Genomic DNA, 17,547 nt, shown 5'->3' with positions numbered 1-17,547 from the left:
TGGCGTTCTACTACGTTTATTCCCGGCGTAACAACGACAAATCTACCGCATTTCGCGCCGATTCTTAGGCCGGTTCCGTGACCGTCATGGCTTGGTTAGAGACGAATCGCCATCATCAACGATCTGCGCATCGACGTCAATGATATCTTGATGCTGGGCCGCATCTTCCCCAAAAAAATCCTTTAATTTATTTTTTGCTTTTTGCTTCACGTCATGATCCATATTCATTGCAACCGCGCCTACAGCTAACATCAGCGCTCCTAAATCATCTACATATCCAACTACGGGAAGAATGTCAGGAACGATATCCAACGGCAATATCAAGTAGCCCAAAGCGCCGTATATCTGAATCTTTGCCTTCAGCGGTATACGGGGACTCTCCAGCGCGTAATAAAGCAGCAAGCCGCTGTATACTACTTTCATCCCCGCATCCTTGGCATATTTGCCCAGCTTTGACCATAATCTCGTCTCCGAGTAATGCTTTTCATACTTTGAATTGTCCATTCATGAATTCCCTCCGTTATGATAAAGACGCTCTTATCTTTACACCGCAACTGTGATTGTTTCCGTCCGTTTGCCTGCATGTGCTACCGCGGTATCATAGTTCCCGCTTGCTGTATGCAGGAGAAGAGACCTCCGCTCTCTCTATTTTACATTAAACCGCATAATAATAATAAAAACAGCTTGTTTAGCTTAAACGTCTTTACTTTCCTGCTCAGGGTTTGTTTTTTACAAAATGAGTGTCGCATGATATCACGAAAAAGCACCCTTTCAGGTGCTTTCTTATGTCTTATTATCCTCTTTGCAAAACTTTCTGAAGCATCGTCCCGGACTGCGCATAATTCGTATGCCATGACAGCGCTTTTTCCAAGACATGAGGAGTTTGCCCGCCTCTAGTGAGGGCTTCCTTATAGTATTCCATTAAGGGCTCCCGATACATCGGATGAGCGCAGCGTTGAATGATGAGCTCTGCACGCTCTCTCGGAGCCAGCCCTCGTAAATCTGCATATCCCTGCTCGGTGACAACGATGTCCACATCGTGCTCCGTATGATCCACATGAGAAACAAATGGCACGATACTGGATATATTCCCGTCTTTTGCGATCGATTTGGTGACAAAAATCGCCAAGCGGGCGTTCCGTGCAAAATCCCCCGAGCCTCCTATGCCATTCATCATGTTCGTCCCCATAACATGCGTTGAGTTCACGTTGCCGTAAATATCGAATTCGAGCGCCGTATTAATCGCGATTAATCCCATTCGGCGAATCACCTCGGGGTGATTGGAAATCTCTTGCGGCCTTAACATGAGACGGTCGCGGTATTTCTCGAGATTAGGGAACACTTCTTCCATCTTCGAACCCGACAGCGTAATAGAACAACAGGAGGCGAAGCGGACCTTGTCCGCATCCATTAAATCGAACACGGCATCCTGGAGCACTTCGGAATATACCTCCAGATCCGTAAATTCCGATTGCAGGAAGCCATGGAAGACGGCATTGGAGACCGAGCCGATTCCGGACTGGAGAGGAGCGAGACGATTCGTTAAGCGTCCTTCCCGGACCTCCTGACGCAAAAAGGAGATGAGATGCTGCGCGATCATTTCCGTTTCCTTGTCCGGCGCTACGATGGTAGACGGAGAATCGGCCTGGTTCGTGAAGACGATCCCTCGAATCTTATTCATGTCCACCGGTATACCTAGAGACCCAATCCGGTCATCCGGCCTCGTTAATGGAATGGGGGAACGTTCTCCCTGCTTGCCTGGCTCGTACAAATCGTGAAGTCCCTCTAGCGATTGTGGCTGGGCCAGGTTAATTTCAACGATAACGGACTTCGCGTGCTGCGCGAAGACCATCGAATTTCCTACAGAGGTCGACGGGATAATCATGCCGTCTTCGGTTATTGCAATCGCTTCCACAATGGCAAAATCAATCGGGTCCAGCACATTCCCGCGTACCATTTCCGAGGTTTTCGACAGATGCTGATCTATAAAGTAAAATTCGCCTTGGTTAATTTTTTTGCGCATGGCAGGGTCGGCCTGGAAAGGAAGACGTTTGTGCAGCAAGCCTACTTCAGCGAATAATTTATCAATATCCGACCCAAGCGAAGCACCGGTATACACATTCACTTTCATTTTTTCGGTTTTGGCACGCTCTGCCAGCGCCATGGGAACCGCTTTCGCATCTCCCGCACGAGTAAAGCCGCTTAAACCCAGTGTCATACCGTTTGTAATCCAAGAAGCAGCTTCTTCCGCAGAAACGACCTTGTGTTGTAAATGTTGATTTCTGATTCGATTATAAACGCTTTCCAAAAGGCTCTCCCCCTATCGACATGTCTTTTTCATCATTTTAAACGATGGCCATCAAGGGGGAGAGATTTTTGGATGAGATGGATGAAAAACGGGACAGAACACGAATATTGTCGACTGAGGCACAGTTTTATCTTCAAAAGCCAAGCAATTTCCGGAAGTAACTGGTGTACGATTGACTGACTGTGATCTTGGTTTGGTTTTTCATAATGAGCACAAGGGTTGAATGGGTATCGGGGTAAATTTCCTTGATATGGTTTACATTCACAATATAAGAACGATGGCATCGCACAAAGTAATCCTTCGGCAAAAGGAAGTCAAATTCGTTCAAGGTATATTTATGGGTGCCGGACAGCTTTTCAGTTACCACATACGTTTTGCGGTCGCTGGCTTCCAGATACATCACTTCTGGATAAGGAATCGGGACCCAACCGTCATGATATTTCACGGTTACGACGGATTTCCCGGTCGTCAGGGTAGGAAAAATCGCAGAAACGCACCCCGTAATCAGGCCCTCTTGGAGCAAAGGAACCGCCATGCCGTAATAGGGCACTCCGAAGATGTCACGGTCAATAAACTCGGAGATTTTTTGTTTACCGGCTAACGCTTTATGCGTAATGGTCCCCTCTTTAATGGGATCACCTGACTTTATTTTCAGATCAATCCGTTTGCTTGGACGGTAATATATATATTCCGTTGTATTTGAAACAGCAATAGAGGTTTCATCAGAGAACAGTTCCCCTATCGCACTAAATATTGAATCCATTGTAAAATGCTCCATGTCACGCACCTTCTTCAAAACCATCATACGATATCGAGAGGAACTTTTCTAGAAGGCTTCGGAAATACTTCATCCAGTCTTCTTAACTCTTCTTCAGTCCATTCAATGCAGCCTGCCGCGGCATTCTCCAGCACATGGTCTTCTGTTGAGGCTTTAGGTATGGCTATGACATCTCCGTTTCTTATGCACCATGCTAAAAGGAGCTGGAAAGGTGTAATCCCACGCCTTTCGGAGATATCCTTAACCACCGGGTTCCCTATTAGACCTTTTCTTAAAGAACCTGCCTGCGCCATAGGACAGTATGCCATAATCGGCATGCGAAACTCTCTTTGCCAAGGCAGCAAATCATATTCTATGCCGCGGGATCCCAAATGATAGAGCACTTGATTGGTTACACAATGGGCCCCTTTATCCAAACGGAACAATTCTTTCATATCATCCGTATCCAGATTCGAGACACCCCATCTCAAAATCTTTCCCGCTTCAACCAAGCGTTCCATACCTTCTATCGTTTCGCTTAAAGGAACGATCCCTCTCCAATGAAGCAGATAAAGGTCGAGTCTGTCCGTCTTTAGTCTTTTCAGGCTATCCTCACAGCTTTTGGCTATACGTCCTAGTCCCGCATTGTGCGGATACACCTTGGATACCAAAAAGACGTCATCTCTGATTCCTTCGATGGCCTCTCCAACCAGAGACTCCGCTCTTCCGTCACCATACATTTCAGCCGTGTCGATCAGGTGCATTCCTAGCTCCACACCGAGTCTTAAGGTTTGAATCTCCTCTTTTCTCTTCGACGGCTCATCCCCGATATACCAGGTTCCCTGACCCAGTCTTGGCAATAAGGTTCCGTCTGAAAGTTGAACCTGGTGTTCAGCATTAGCATTATTTATATATTGAATTTGTTCACTGTTATGTTTAGACATTTTCACCATCTCCTTCAACATGCCAACCTTGATATTCTTACCCCAACAAAACGCGTTAAACCAATATTTTTCCTTACCCAACCATCAAAATCATACGCCGGCTTGGAGCAGATCAATCTAACCGTCGTTTCAAACAAGGCTGCAGCCAAAAGGCTCTACGCAACCGTTGAGTGGGATGGAGAGAATCAGATCATCGATGCGAACAAAGGCGATAAAGCTATACGCTTGCAAATCGGTTGGAAGGGCGCGTGGATCGGTCAAACTCAAACAGACCTTGAGTAGCCCCGGAAATCGTCAACGGTTCGACCATGGTGCCGCTGCGCTTCGTCGGTGAAGCTCTCGGGGAAAAGATCGAATGGGACGGAGACAGCCGTTCCGTTCTTATCTCGACGGACAAGTCCCAGCTTCCGAAGCCTGACAGCGGCGCTTACAGAGGTTAAGTTTACACATGGAAACCGCAGCATGATCTTCGTTCCTCAGGACACACCCGGTTAATACATTCAGAACTGATGTTCTTGCCGTCAAATTTACGGAGCGGGGACGTACGCTGAAATCGCCTGCAAAGAACCACCACCGCATGGGTCCTTGCAGGGTCACTGCCTTTTTTATCAACTAATACACATCCCGCCTGGTAAACGATACAAAGGAAATGATCAGCGCCGCAGCACCCCAGACCAGAAGCACTAACAGCGAGGAGCCCAGCGACATGCCCGCGATTGGCGGAGCAGCGTCCTCCAGGTAATCAATAAGCTGCAGATTGACCATAAACAGATACTTTGCCGATTCCCAAGAGGCGACCATCGCATTCAGAATCGTCCCGGCAATGAGGCAGGCCAGCATAATCCCCATGACCGCAGCAGTGCTTCGAACGAGGACTGAGAGCATGAATGTTATCGTAGCGACCACGACCGAAACAAACCATGCCAGTCCCAGCGCCATCAGGATAAACTGCCACTGAGGCACCATCGTCACACCCGATGAATCCAACTGTCCCTCACTTACTGAGAATCCTGTAAGAACCGGCGCTGACCAGCCCTGAAAGCCGAACACCATCCCGGATATGAGAGCCGATAGCAAGCCAAATAGCGTAATAATGAACGACACCGAAAACAGCAGCGCCAAATATTTGCTGAGTAAAATTCGCCATCTTCTTACAGGCCGCGTCAGCAGTACCTTCATGGTGCCTCCGCTATGCTCAGAAGATACCAAATCTGCCGCGATGACCATCACCATTAAGGGCAGGAGCAGATTGATGCTATTCTCCACAAAACCTCTCACGAATGTCGGAGCACCGGGCTCAGCCGGATTAATGTCATGCTCTAAATAGTATCGCTGCTGAGCGATGCGAATCTCCAGACTTTGCCGCGATTCCTCCGTCGTCCGGGGATTCGTTAATCGGTTCTCCCAATTCGCAATTCGCTGCTCCAAAGCCATACGCCAATCGATATCTCCAAATCGCTTGCGGTTTTCTTCCGCCTGCCGATACTGCGCATAAGTAAACAAGGAGATCAGGATCCCAATAATCAGCGTCACGATCAGCAGTCTTCTCTTTCCGGTCAGCTTCACCATTTCGTTATAGACCAGGTTAATCAATGCTTTGCCCTCCCGTCAGCTCAATGAACAGATCCTCCAGTGAGGGAAGCCTGCGGCTCATTTCCGTCACGGTCACTCCCGCTTCCACCAGAGCTTGATTCCATTGCCCGACCTCCTGCTCGATATAGGGGGTAATCAAGGTGTCCCCTTCCATCTGTAACGAACCCGTTCGCTCCTGCAAAACCCGAATCCCTTTCGACAGGGGGGATAACCGCCAAATGACCCGTTCTTGATGAGCGAGAAGGCTGTGCACCGCGCCCACTTGAACGACTCGTCCTTTCGAAATAATCGCGACCCGGTCACACATCAGCTGAATTTCACTGAGCAAGTGACTGGACACCAGTACGCTTAAGCCTTCTTTTTCAGCCAAATAGCGTATGAATTCCCGCATCTCCCGAATGCCAGAGGGATCCAGCCCATTGGTTGGCTCATCCAGAATCAGAACCTTCGGGCTCCCCAGCAATGCTTGCGCGATGCCGAGCCTTTGGCGCATGCCCAGCGAATAGGTCTTTACCTTATCGTGAATTCTCGCGCTCAAGCCGACCAGCTTCACCACTTCCGTGATCCGTGCCTCGTCTATCCCCTCCATCATTCGGGCAAAATACTGCAGATTGCTCCATCCGCTCAAGTAGGAGTATAGCTCGGGATTTTCAACGATACATCCCAGATTCCTCATCGCCTCTGGGAACTGCTTATCTATATCATAGCCGCATATTCGAATGGTGCCGGCCGTAGGCTTAATGAGCCCCACCAGCATTCGAATGGTTGTGGTTTTTCCCGCGCCATTAGGTCCGAGAAAACCAAACACCTCGCCGCGCTTTAACTCAAAATCGAGACCTTGAATGATCTCCCGCTTCCCAATGACCTTTCTCAGGCCTTGCACCGACAGTGTAATCTCGCTCATACGCCCACCTCCTACCAAGTAATTAACGAAGCTACCCTGTCCCCGATTAAACGGTACCCGGCTGCATTAGGATGAAACAAGTCGCTCGCCAAATAATCTTGGACTTTCAATTGAAACAAGTCGAAGGTCGGAACCAAAATGGTTTGCGGATGTTGGGCCGCGACCTCGGCAGCTTTATAGTTCCAGTCTCTTACGATCTTGCTTGTGGTTTCCGTATCCTGCAGTTCGATGAACGGATTGTACAAGCCGATCAGAAAAATCCTCGCTGCGGCGTTTTCCTCCCGAAGCTGCTTCAGAATCCCATCAAGCTCGCGCAAATAGGTATCCTCGATTTCTTGAATTTTCACCGGATCCAGATGCCCCAGCGTTTCCCCACCCCGGAACAAATCATTCCCGCCTATACTGATGACGATGACGTCAGCGGCTTTCACTTGAGCCAGCAGCTCTCTTTCTTGAAGGAGCAAGGCCAGCTGACTAGAGGTTTGCCCATCTACCCCATAATTTTCCATTATAACTTTTTGCTCCGACTTCTCCTTCAGGTGATCCAACAAATAACCGACATAGCCCCTTCCTTCCGGATCCCCGCTGCCTCTAGTTAAAGAATCGCCAAGCGCAAGCAGCCGAAAGCTCCCATCATCATTCTCCAGCACTGGTGCAGGCGAACTCTCCTCGGAGACAGGAGCCCTCTCCGCAGGAGCTGCCGCCGCATCGCTTAAGTAATGCTGGAGCGTCCAAGCCAGACCGCCCATCCAGATCAGACAAGATATGGCCGATACGACCATAAGCCAATGAATCGATCTCTCTCTCATCGTACTCCCCATCCACCTTCCCTACTTACTTTTTTTCCGAACATAGCACAAAAAGCTGAAAAGAAGATGAATAGAAACTAAAAACGGATCAGCTTCTAGCAAAGACGATGCTGCATACTAAATAATAAAGAAAGGACAGACGAATGAATTCATCATTCGTCTGTCCTTCTATGTGATATATAACTCCTCATGCATGCTTCTTGCCGCCGAGATACGCTTCTTTCACCCGGTCATTGTGCAGCAAATCTTTCGCCTCGCCGCTGAGGACAATTTGTCCGGATTCGAGAACGTATCCGTAGTCTGCAATCTTAAGCACTTGTCGAACGTTCTGCTCCACGATCAACACCGTTGTTCCTTCTTGATTGATCTGCTGGATGACTTTAAAAATATCCGAAACAATGATCGGAGCAAGACCCATCGAAGGCTCATCAAGCAGCAGCAGCTTCGGACGGGACATCAGCGCACGGGCGATCGCAAGCATTTGCTGCTGTCCGCCGGACATCGTTCCAGCCAGTTGGTCCACCCGCTCTTTCAGAATCGGGAACCAAGCGAACATCTTCTCAATGTCTTGCTGTATGCCTTGACGATCGTTACGCTGGTAGGCGCCAAGCTCAAGGTTCTCAAGCACGGTCATCGGAGCAAGCACCTGCCGCCCTTCTGGCACCAAAGCAAGTCCTTCCTTGACCAATTGGTGCGGCTTCATTCCCTGTACCTGCTTACCGTTAAGGGTGATGGAACCGTTCCGCGGCGTAAGCACACCGGCCACCGTCTTCATCATCGTCGTCTTCCCGGCCCCGTTAGCGCCGATCAGAGAAACGATTTTCCCTTCGGGCACTTCAAGCGAAATGCCCTTTAATGCACGAATGTTGCCATAATACGTTTCGAGATTTTGTATCGTAAGCATCAGTCATCCTCCTTCCCGAGGTAAGCCTCGATGACATCAGGATGGTTTTGGATTTCCTCAGGTGCGCCCTCAGCAATTTTTACGCCGAAATTGATGCATACCACTCGATCGCACAGGTTCATTACCAGTGGCATATCGTGCTCTACAAGCAGCACCGTCGTACCGTTGTCGCGAATTTTGCGGATCAGATCCATCAGCTCGTGCGTCTCACTCTCGATCATTCCCGCTGCCGGTTCATCCAGTAAAAGCAGCTTCGGATTCGTCGCAAGCGCCCGAGCGATTTCAAGTCTGCGCTGCTGCCCATACGCCAGCGTATCGGACCGGATATCGGCAACGTCCTTCAGGCCAACGAATTCGAGCAGCTCTATCGAACGTTCCTGTACATGAGCCTCTTCTTTCTTTTGACCCGGCAGATGCAGAAGAGAAGCCCAGTAACCGGATTTGGTTACCGTATGCATCCCGACCTTGATGTTTTCCAAAGCGCTCATATGACCGAACAAACGGATGTTTTGAAAAGTACGAGCGATGCCCAGCTCCGTAATTTTATGTGGAGGCAGCTGCAGCAAATTCGTTCCGTCAAAAACAATGCTTCCTTTAGTCGGCGGAAAAATGCCTGTAATCATGTTGAAAATTGTGGTTTTCCCAGCCCCGTTAGGTCCGATCAAACCAAGAATCTGACCTTTATCTAAGGTAAAATTCACGTCCGACAGGGCCTTAATCCCGCCGAATGTTTTACCGATTTGTTTTAATTCGAGCAGCATGTTACTGGCCTCCCTTGCCGGAAGATTTACTTTTACGTTTTTTCCATTTGGCAAATGTGCTGGCCGTAATCAAGCCATGCGGACGGAAAGCCATAACGAGAATCAATAAGCTGCCGTAGAAAATCATTTTGTATTCGGCCAAGACGCGCAAATACTCAGGTAATCCTGTTAGCAGCGCCGCCCCAAAGAGCGGACCGATAATGACCTCCGAACCGCCGATAACGGCGAACGATAGGATTTCCACAACCCGGTGGTAATTGAAATCGTCAGGAGTAATGCTTGTCGTAATATGGGCATAGAGTCCGCCGCCAAGGCCCGCGAGCATGGAACCGATCAAATAAGCCAGCATCTTGTAATACGTAATATTGATGCCCATTGCACGGGCTGCTGTTTCATCCGCACGAATGGCGCTAAACGCACGGCCAACCCGGGAGCGGTCCAAACGAACTTGGCATAACAAAATGATAATAAACAACAGTATCATCGCAATTAAGGTCGATAATGCTTTCATTTGAGCTACGGAAATACCCAGTGCGGATGCATCCAGACCGATTAACTTCTCCAGATCGTATAGCCGTGTTCCGATCGATTGCAATCCGGTCATGCCCAGGGCACCGTTAGTGATATTTAAGTTCAGCATAATGACCCGGACAACTTCACCAAAACCAAGGGTAGCAATAGCCAGATACAACCCATGAAGCCTTAATGTGGGATAACCAATAATTAAAGCTACAATTCCGGTAATGATAACCGCGAGGATCAATGCAACAATCAACGGCAAATCGGCCGATTTGGTAGCAATGGATGCGGTATACGCGCCAATACTCATAAACCCTGCATGTCCAAGCGAAAGCTGTCCCGTAGACAAGGTAATATAAATACTAATTGCCAAAATTAAATTCAGGAACAAAAACGTGAATACCTGCAGCGTATAAGGATTTAAAAAGTCCATTTCTTCTCATTATCCCCCTTTACGCCTTTTTCCCAAACAGGCCCTGCGGCCGAATGAGCAGAATGACAATAATCATACCGAAGGCAACAGCATCCCTGTAAGAGGAATCGCCATAGGCAACGGCTAATACTTCTGCCATGCCGATAAGCACGCCACACACCATCGCCCCGGGAATGCTGCCTACTCCGCCAAGGATAAGTGCTGCCAAGCCTTTGAAGCCCAGTGTAAGACCCATAGTGGGTATCAGTGCGGAATAAGCAATACCGATCAGCATTCCGGCTATACCGCCAAGAGCCGAAGCAACCACAACGGTCATTATAATGACAGCGTTGGTGTTGATGCCCAGAATCCCTGCAGTTTCCGTATTCTCCGCTGTCGCTCTAAGCGCTTTGCCCATTTTGGTCTTTTGAATCCAGTAATTCAGAACAACCATTAAAAACAGTGAGATCCCAATGATGATCAGATCCGCCACACGCATCTGTAAGGGCCCTACATGAAAAACCGTCGCTCCAACAGCCGGCACCGATCGGGAGTCCGCTCCAAAGAAAACATGAGTCAATTCTTCTATTAGGATGGCGAAACCAATCGTGCTGATTAAAGGCGCCAAGTGCGGCACGTTCTTTTTCCTAAGAGGCCGAAGCGCGGTGAATTCAAGCACGAGCCCCAATATCCCCGATACAATTATCGCAACGGGAAATGCAACCATGAACGGCAATCCGGAATTAACTGTGAGACTTAGTCCCACAAGCGACCCGAAAATAAAGATCTGACCATGTGCCATGTTGATAATACGCAGTACACCGAAAATAAGCGTATAGCCAATAGCGATCAATGAATAAGTGCTTCCGACGGTTAATCCGTTGAAAAGCTGCTGCCAAATCATGCGTTCTCCTCCTTTTTTGCAAAATGGGCTTACGAAACAAGCTACCCGGGCAGCACCCGGGTAACTTGGTTAGTTTCCCTACTATTCAACTTTTTCTATCTCCAACAAGTGCTACACGAAAGCTTGCCTATTCAAACGTCACAAACTTGCCGCCTTCAACTGTAACGACTAACGGCACACTGATCGGATTACGATTTTCATCGAAGGAAAGCTTGCCTGATACGCCATTGAAGTCCTTCAGTATGGCCAATTCCTCACGCAGCGCATTGCGGTCGTCGGCTTTATTTGTTTTCAACAACGATTGAGCAACAATGTGCAGTCCGTCGTACGCCTGAGCCGCAAACTGATCCGGTTTTTTACCATATTTCTCTTCAAATTTTTTCACAAAATTTTGTACATGCTCTTCTTTATTGTCTGTACTGAACGGAGTTGCTACGATAAGCCCTTCCGCGCTTTGGCCGGCAATCTCCAGCACTTGCGGGTTATTGAAGCCGTTGCCGCCGATAATCGGTACGTTCAGACCAATTTCACGCGCTTTTTTCACAACTAGAGAACCTTCCTTATATAAGGACGATACGAACAAAGCATCCGGATTGGTCGCTTTAATCTTGGTCAGCTGTGCGGCGAAATCGACATCCCCATTCGAGAACGATTCTTCACCTAGGTTCTCCAATCCCATTTTTTCAGCCGTTGCCTTCATCGTTTTAAACCCGGACACGGAGAAATCGTCGTTTTTCGCATAAATGAACGCCGCTTTCTTAATGTCATGCTTCTTCACAGCCACTTCCATAGCCGCGGGAATCGCGACGGATTCCGGCAAGGAATTGCGGAATACGTATTCGCCAATATCGTTAATGCCTTCAGCTGTATTGGAAATTCCGAGAATCGGGGTTTCTGATTCGCTCGCCAGCGGTCCAACAGCAAACATTTCGCCAGACAGGGTCGGTCCGATGATTGCAACGACTTTATCTTGGTTAATCAATTTATTGGCAGCGTTGATAGCGCTTTCTTTCTTACCTCCCGAATCTTCAGTCAGCAGTTCGATTTTTAATTTTCCTTTGTTTGCTTCGTTCAACTCGGTTAGAGCAATCTCTAAACCTTGCTTTTGGGCTTCACCATAAGCTGCCCCGCTTCCGGAAATAAAACCGATATAACCGATTTTGGCCACTTGCTCGCCATTACCGGCAGCTGCCCCAGACCCGCTGTCCGTTGCCGCAGGTTGCCCGCCGCACCCTGCCAGCAGCGCTAAGCTAAGAACCGCTGAAAGCACGGTACCCATACGTTTTCTCTGTCTCATGATACATCTCCCTTTTTAGAAAAGTATTAATAAAGAAGAATGTAACAAATTTATTAACAGAGTGTCAATAATAAATGTCTCTCTATTTCGACATTTTCTTTGTTTATTCCCTAATATATTCAAATTCATAAAAATGGATGTATGCCATGTTCCCCCTGCCATCCACTCAACACTCTTTTCATCTAAACCCCTTCATTACAAAGCAAAATCCACCGACCCGAGGGTCCGTGGATTTTGCTGTATCTATTCTAATTGTAGGCTGGTGAATCGTGATTCGCGTATTACACCGCTCTGCACACTTTTACCTTCAGTATCCGCTTTTCATCCGCTTCTTCCACCTTAAAGACGATACCGTTCCACTCCAGAACCGGATTTTCGCCTTGGTCGGGAATCCTGCCCAGCTGTCCGATCAGGAAGCCGCTTAACGTTTCGTATTCATCCGTCTCCAGCTCCACGTTAAGGAATTTTTCCACATCATCTAAGTTCGTTGTGCCTTGCACCATAAATGTATTGTCATCGATCACGATAATTTCCTTCTCTTCCTCATCATGCTCGTCAAAAATATTGCCGACGATTTCCTCAAGTAAATCCTCTATCGTCACAATGCCGGCCGTTCCCCCATATTCATCAATAGCAATCGCCATATGGACATTGTCCCTCTGCAGATCCTTGAACAGCTCATCAATCCGCTTTGCAGCCGGAATAAGATACGGCTTACGTATCACGTCCTTGATATCAAGAACCTGCTCATGATTGCCTTCCAGACACAGGATAATGTCCTTTACATGCAGGATACCGACAATATTGTCAATTCCCTTCTCAAAAACCGGGAATCTTGTATACTTCTCCATATGGATCAATTGAATGACTTCTTTCAGCGACGCCGTGATCGGAATAGCCACGATATTGGTTCGGTGAGTCATAATATCAGAAACCACTTTATTATCGAACTCAAAAATATTGTCGATCATCATTTTTTCATTTTCCTGAATCGTTCCTCGCTCCTTGCCCACATCCACCATCATGCGGATTTCCTCTTCGGTTACCTGCTCATCGTTCGCATGGGGATCCACGCCGAACAGACGAACAATTACGTTGGTAGAACCCGTAAGCAGCTTAACAAACGGAGATGTAATGACCGACAATAGGGTCAAAGGCCGCACCGCGATCATGGAGATGGCTTCTGCCTTTTTCATGGCCAGCCGCTTTGGCACTAATTCACCGAATACTAACGTGAAGTAGGACAATATCAGGGTAATAAAGATCACGGATATCGTCTCTAGTGTGGCTTGCGGGATCGGTACTCCAGTTTCGTAAATGACGCGGGCTAAGCTCCCCGCAAAGCTTTCGGCAGCAAAGGCGCTCGCCATGAATCCGGCTAAAGTGATCCCGATTTGTATAGTAGCCAAAAACCGGCTTGGCTCTTTTAACAGTTTGTAGAGCATAACGGCCTTTTTGTTGCCTTCCTCGGCCATAAGTTTCACTTTGTTGTCGTTTAGAGAAATCAGAGCGATTTCAGACGCGGCGAAGAAGGCGTTCAATAATATAAGAACAATAAGTATGATAATTTCCAAGCTTGCTCATCCTCCATTTAATTGAATCCATATAACCATAAAAAGACAAAAGAACCCTTCAAATCATAATTGAGAGTCTCTTGCCTTTATTCACGTCGTCTATTCAAATGACTACTCATTACACGGATACAATGATAATTGTCCCCCGATAGGTCGTCCATAAACTTACCCACCTCCACTATAATATTTACAAATAAATATCTCATATGTCAAGTTTCTCATTGTAAGCTCCTCCACAGGATTCCCAAAAAATCATTTTCCATCCCGGCATTTTATGGGAAAATGGGTGACTTTGGAACCCCATTATTCCCCGCGGGGAATAAAGAAACCTAACTGCAAGCCTTGATTTGCAATTAGGTCATAATACATTTATTTACTTAAGCCATGTATGGGCAGGATCAAAATAAGGCACTAATGTTCTGCCTTGATCTCCAGCCATAATCCATAAATAATAGATTTGGTATCCGCCCGCTGCACTAAGAGGATGATACCCCTTATCCACTGCGAAGCTATCCCCGCTTCTTACGACATAGGCTTGATCAATACTTTGATCCTCCGTGTAATGCATTTGGATACCATACCCTTGCTCAGGGTTGAAATAATAAAGAAAGAACGCCTCAAGATGCCGCTCATCGGAAGAAAATTTATGAGGAGGATAGCTTGACCAATGCCCGGCCTGAAGATAGGTCTCCCCTAATAGCATACGATGGACACGACCTTCTCCGTTGTCGCCGATGATATCATTGACTTCCCGCTGCCATGTTTCCTTGCCCCGAGGATGAACTGCAACATCGTTCGGTCTGACAACAAAAGGTTTACACTTTTTCTCTGCTTTCACTTTACAAACCGCGATTTGAACATCATTCGTTTGTGCGGTTACATAATATTCAGATTGACAAGGTATGTAAACTGTGGTTGCTTTTCCTTCAAATACATTGTTCCGTTCTCCCAGGTCAGTCCATTTCTCATGTTCACAAGCAACCGTCACCTTACCTGTCAAAATCACTAAGGCCGTTTCATAGTCACCTGTTTGGCTTGCATATTCTTTGCCTTCATTTAATGAAATTTTGCCGAACGCAAGATATTTTAAATCGTGATCCTCTTTGATAATGTCTTGATAACCTACTACTTCCTGCGCTTTGAACAGATAAGCCAATGCTGCCACTCCTTTTTTCTATGGAAATCAATGTGTGCACCATATATGAATCATTCCTAATCATATGTTATAAGCGCTTACATATCAATAGTTTTGAGTAGAGAAAATGTACACAATCAAAAGCACCGACCTATGGCCAGTGTCTTTTGATTGTATTCGTTTAGGTATTTGAGAGCCGCTTGGGATATGTTAGTCCTTTGATAAAGCAGCACTATTCGAGCTGTAGGGGTCGGAATACCTGTTTTCCCCTCTTTCCCAAACGTCTGCGTATTCGGGATTGCGCTTGAATTGTTCAAGCGCGTAAGAACAGGAGGGAATGATTTTTCTCCCTTTCTCTCTCGCCTCTTCAACTACAAAATCAAGCAGCAGCCGTCCTAAATTATGCCCACGGTAACGGGAATCGATATAAGTGTGATCGATAATCCAGGTGTCCACATCAACAAGCTGGTACGTAATCTCTCCCACCGTACCGTTTATTCCACGGAGTATATAGCTGGTTCCAAGCTTTTGTGCCGAAATCTCCTCGGTCTCTGCCCTAACCGTTGCCTTTTCTTCATTCATGGTTCCGTGCACCTCCTGAGTAGAGTTGTTATGGTCCCCATTGTTGAGTCAAGCTGCAGCTTGACACTTCATTACCCCAAGCCTAGGCTTATGAAGCAAACTCACGTTACAGAAACCGGATGGAGAAATAATTCGCGGCCAAATCAGCAGATCATGAATAAGCTTGTTCCATTCCGTGTGACGAGCTGGCAAGAAATTTACAACTAAAAAAATGGCAAAGAATCATGCAAAAATTGCAGATTAGGTGTACAATAGAATAAGCAGCTCGGATGTATGCATACTCAATGGATTTAATGTGAAGATTTTCACAAGGGTAAGATATAATAAATAAATTACGTTTATTATATATACATCTTATGATCTGCAGCAGCGAGCGGGTACTATTTAGACGAATTAAGGAGGAATGTAGCAATGTTAGAAACAACCATTCAAAAGTCAGAGGAGCAAGAAACTTCCGCGGAACACGGGATCTCTAGGCCGGATGTGCTGGATCAATTGTTAAAGCCCGAAGTACAAGAATCCTTGACTGTGCTGGTAGACCAACTTCCGAAGCTCACCGAAATGATGACACTGCTGACGAAGACGTATGATTTGGCACAAAAGGTAGCTACAGACCGCGTGCTTATTCAGGACATGGTAGGCGGCATCCAAGAAGTGGTGAAGCCGCTTGAAGAAAAGGTGAAGGGGTATGCGTCTGCGGCTATCGAAGCCAATGATCGTGCTGAGCAAAGTGATGCTACCATCGGCGTATTTGGCATGCTGAAATTGCTGAAAGATCCTGAGCTTCAAAAAATGCTTCGTTTTGCACAAGCATACCTGGATATTATGAACGAAAGAAAACAACAAGACTAATTGATGTCACAGAACGGAGGATAAACGTGAAAAAACAAATTTTGATATTAGGTGGCGGCTATGGCGGCTTGTTAAGCGCGATTTCCGCACGTGCACATTTGTCAGCAGAAGAAGCTTCGATTACTGTCATTAATCGCGTGGGATCGCACCAAATTATTACGGAACTGCACCGTCTGGCAGCAGGTAACGTTGCAGAGAAGGCTATTGCATTGCCATTGCAAAAATTGCTTAAGGGCAAGGATATCAACATAAAAGTCGGCGCAGTTGAACATATTGATTTGGAAGCGCGCAAAGTGTTAGTGGCTGACGGCACAACACACCATTACGATACATTAGTTTTAGCATTGGGCAGCGAAACCAACTATTTTGGTATTCCAGGTCTTCAAGAAAACAGCTTTACATTGAAATCCGTAGCCGATGCCAACCGCATTTATAAGCATGTTGAAGAACGTATCCGTGAATACAGCAAAACTAAAAATAAAGCGGACGCTACATTCGTCATCGGTGGCGGCGGCCTCACAGGCGTAGAGTTAGTCGGCGAGCTCGCGGATGAGCTGCCAGGCATCTGCCGCAAAAATGGTGTGGATTTCGCAGATATATCACTCTACCTTGTTGAAGCCATGCCAACCATTCTGCCGATTTTCTCTGCAGATTTGATCGAGCGCGCGACAGTGAGTCTGGAAAAACGCGGCGTGCAGTTCTTGACCGGTTTGGCGATTACAGAAGTGAACGGCTCAACGGTAAGCCTGAAGGACGGCAGAACCATCGATACCAACACGCTGGTTTGGACTGGCGGCGTACAAGGCAGCTCGCTTGTAGCCAACTGCGGCATTGAAGTCAATCGCGGTCGTGCAACGGTTAATGAATTCCTGCAATCCGTATCCCACCCTGAAGTATTCCTCGCGGGCGACTGTGCGGTCGTCTTCGGTCCTGAAGGCCGTCCATATCCTCCAACTGCACAGTTGGCATGGCAGATGGGTGAGCTCGCCGGCGCGAATATCGCGGCTTCCTTCAAAGGCGGCAAAATGGATGCCTTCTCCCCTGTCTTTTCAGGAACGCTCGCCAGCCTGGGCCGTAAAGACGGTATCGGCTCTATCGGCGAAAGCGGTATTGAATTGAAAGGCACACCGGCTTCCCTTATGAAAAAAGCGAGCAACGCCCGCTACCTTTCCCACATTAACGGCTTGTTTGCCCTTGCTTATTAAAATTAGTTTTTCTGAGAACAAGCTTTCGGGTTTCCCGAAGGCTTGTTGTTTTTGGGAACGTTAACTTATTGAGGATGAAGGTCGCTA

Annotated in this window: 19 protein-coding genes; 4 read left to right on the top strand and 15 right to left on the bottom strand. The window is 47.3% G+C overall.

Translation table 11 applies throughout. The features are described 5' to 3' along the window. Positions 1–84: 84 nt before the first annotated feature. The 4 genes from JOE45_RS17600 to JOE45_RS17585 all read right to left on the bottom strand — a co-directional run bounded on the left by JOE45_RS17600 (position 85) and on the right by JOE45_RS17585 (position 4,009). Positions 85–504, bottom strand: a complete 420-nt coding sequence (locus JOE45_RS17600; RefSeq protein WP_210023075.1) for a YkvA family protein — start codon at positions 502–504, stop codon at positions 85–87. Positions 505–793: 289 nt separating this feature from the next. Then, positions 794–2,308: an acetyl-CoA hydrolase/transferase family protein gene (locus JOE45_RS17595; protein ID WP_210023076.1), complete on the bottom strand. Its 1,515-nt coding sequence runs from the start codon at positions 2,306–2,308 to the stop codon at positions 794–796. Positions 2,309–2,441: 133 nt separating this feature from the next. After that, complete coding sequence (locus JOE45_RS17590; RefSeq protein ID WP_210023077.1) at positions 2,442–3,086, bottom strand: LytTR family DNA-binding domain-containing protein; 645 nt, start codon at positions 3,084–3,086, stop codon at positions 2,442–2,444. 23 nt (positions 3,087–3,109) lie between these two features. Further along, positions 3,110–4,009: an aldo/keto reductase gene (locus JOE45_RS17585; RefSeq protein ID WP_210023078.1), complete on the bottom strand. Its 900-nt coding sequence runs from the start codon at positions 4,007–4,009 to the stop codon at positions 3,110–3,112. 102 nt (positions 4,010–4,111) lie between these two features. On the opposite strand from JOE45_RS17585, the gene JOE45_RS17580 reads away from it, so the two are divergent. Further along, on the top strand, positions 4,112–4,291 hold the full coding sequence (locus JOE45_RS17580; protein WP_210023079.1) for a stalk domain-containing protein: 180 nt from the start codon (positions 4,112–4,114) through the stop codon (positions 4,289–4,291). A 26-nt stretch (positions 4,292–4,317) separates the two neighbouring features. Beyond that, entirely contained in the window at positions 4,318–4,449 is a 132-nt protein-coding gene (locus tag JOE45_RS17575; protein WP_210023080.1) for a stalk domain-containing protein, read from the top strand. A gap of 172 nt (positions 4,450–4,621) precedes the next feature. Here the strand turns inward: JOE45_RS17575 and JOE45_RS17570 are convergent, their stop codons facing one another. From JOE45_RS17570 to JOE45_RS17520, 11 genes are all read right to left on the bottom strand, one after another. Beyond that, the gene (locus JOE45_RS17570) at positions 4,622–5,602 is read right to left on the bottom strand and encodes an ABC transporter permease (RefSeq protein ID WP_210023081.1); all 981 of its coding nucleotides are present in this window, start codon (positions 5,600–5,602) and stop codon (positions 4,622–4,624) included. Then, positions 5,595–6,506, bottom strand: coding sequence for an ABC transporter ATP-binding protein (locus JOE45_RS17565; protein ID WP_210023082.1), 912 nt, complete (start codon positions 6,504–6,506; stop codon positions 5,595–5,597). Before JOE45_RS17565 ends, JOE45_RS17570 begins: the two co-directional genes overlap by 8 nt. An 11-nt stretch (positions 6,507–6,517) precedes the next feature. Beyond that, on the bottom strand, positions 6,518–7,315 hold the full coding sequence (locus tag JOE45_RS17560) for a GDSL-type esterase/lipase family protein (protein ID WP_210023083.1): 798 nt from the start codon (positions 7,313–7,315) through the stop codon (positions 6,518–6,520). Between the two features lie 187 nt (positions 7,316–7,502). Further along, positions 7,503–8,219 (bottom strand): ABC transporter ATP-binding protein, encoded by a 717-nt coding sequence (locus JOE45_RS17555; protein ID WP_210023084.1) that lies wholly within the window; start codon positions 8,217–8,219, stop codon positions 7,503–7,505. Further along, complete coding sequence (locus JOE45_RS17550) at positions 8,219–8,980, bottom strand: ABC transporter ATP-binding protein (RefSeq protein ID WP_210023085.1); 762 nt, start codon at positions 8,978–8,980, stop codon at positions 8,219–8,221. Before JOE45_RS17550 ends, JOE45_RS17555 begins: the two co-directional genes overlap by 1 nt. A gap of 1 nt (position 8,981) precedes the next feature. Then, positions 8,982–9,932 (bottom strand): branched-chain amino acid ABC transporter permease, encoded by a 951-nt coding sequence (locus tag JOE45_RS17545; protein ID WP_210023086.1) that lies wholly within the window; start codon positions 9,930–9,932, stop codon positions 8,982–8,984. A 19-nt stretch (positions 9,933–9,951) separates the two neighbouring features. Continuing rightward, positions 9,952–10,815 carry a branched-chain amino acid ABC transporter permease gene (locus JOE45_RS17540; protein WP_210023087.1) on the bottom strand — a complete coding sequence of 288 codons (864 nt, stop codon included), beginning with the start codon at positions 10,813–10,815 and terminating at the stop codon, positions 9,952–9,954. A 127-nt stretch (positions 10,816–10,942) separates the two neighbouring features. Further along, on the bottom strand, positions 10,943–12,112 hold the full coding sequence (locus JOE45_RS17535) for an ABC transporter substrate-binding protein (protein WP_210023088.1): 1,170 nt from the start codon (positions 12,110–12,112) through the stop codon (positions 10,943–10,945). A gap of 281 nt (positions 12,113–12,393) precedes the next feature. After that, on the bottom strand, positions 12,394–13,686 hold the full coding sequence (locus JOE45_RS17530) for a hemolysin family protein (protein ID WP_210023089.1): 1,293 nt from the start codon (positions 13,684–13,686) through the stop codon (positions 12,394–12,396). Between the two features lie 373 nt (positions 13,687–14,059). Next, positions 14,060–14,842: a 5-deoxy-glucuronate isomerase gene (iolB, locus tag JOE45_RS17525; RefSeq protein ID WP_210023090.1), complete on the bottom strand. Its 783-nt coding sequence runs from the start codon at positions 14,840–14,842 to the stop codon at positions 14,060–14,062. 189 nt (positions 14,843–15,031) lie between these two features. Beyond that, positions 15,032–15,403, bottom strand: coding sequence for a GNAT family N-acetyltransferase (locus JOE45_RS17520; RefSeq protein WP_210023091.1), 372 nt, complete (start codon positions 15,401–15,403; stop codon positions 15,032–15,034). Between the two features lie 411 nt (positions 15,404–15,814). Here JOE45_RS17520 and JOE45_RS17515 point away from each other — a divergent pair, with 411 nt between their 5' ends. Together JOE45_RS17515 and JOE45_RS17510 are read left to right on the top strand one after the other, a co-directional pair. Continuing rightward, positions 15,815–16,255, top strand: a complete 441-nt coding sequence (locus JOE45_RS17515; protein WP_210023092.1) for a DUF1641 domain-containing protein — start codon at positions 15,815–15,817, stop codon at positions 16,253–16,255. A gap of 26 nt (positions 16,256–16,281) precedes the next feature. Then, positions 16,282–17,460: an NAD(P)/FAD-dependent oxidoreductase gene (locus JOE45_RS17510; RefSeq protein WP_210023093.1), complete on the top strand. Its 1,179-nt coding sequence runs from the start codon at positions 16,282–16,284 to the stop codon at positions 17,458–17,460. The last annotated feature ends 87 nt before the right edge of the window (positions 17,461–17,547 follow it).

Source organism: Paenibacillus sp. PvR098 (assembly GCF_017833255.1).
Taxonomy (GTDB): Bacteria; Bacillota; Bacilli; order Paenibacillales; family NBRC-103111; genus Paenibacillus_G.
Note: the sequence above shows the minus strand (reverse complement) of the source record. Positions and strands in the feature narration are given on the sequence as shown.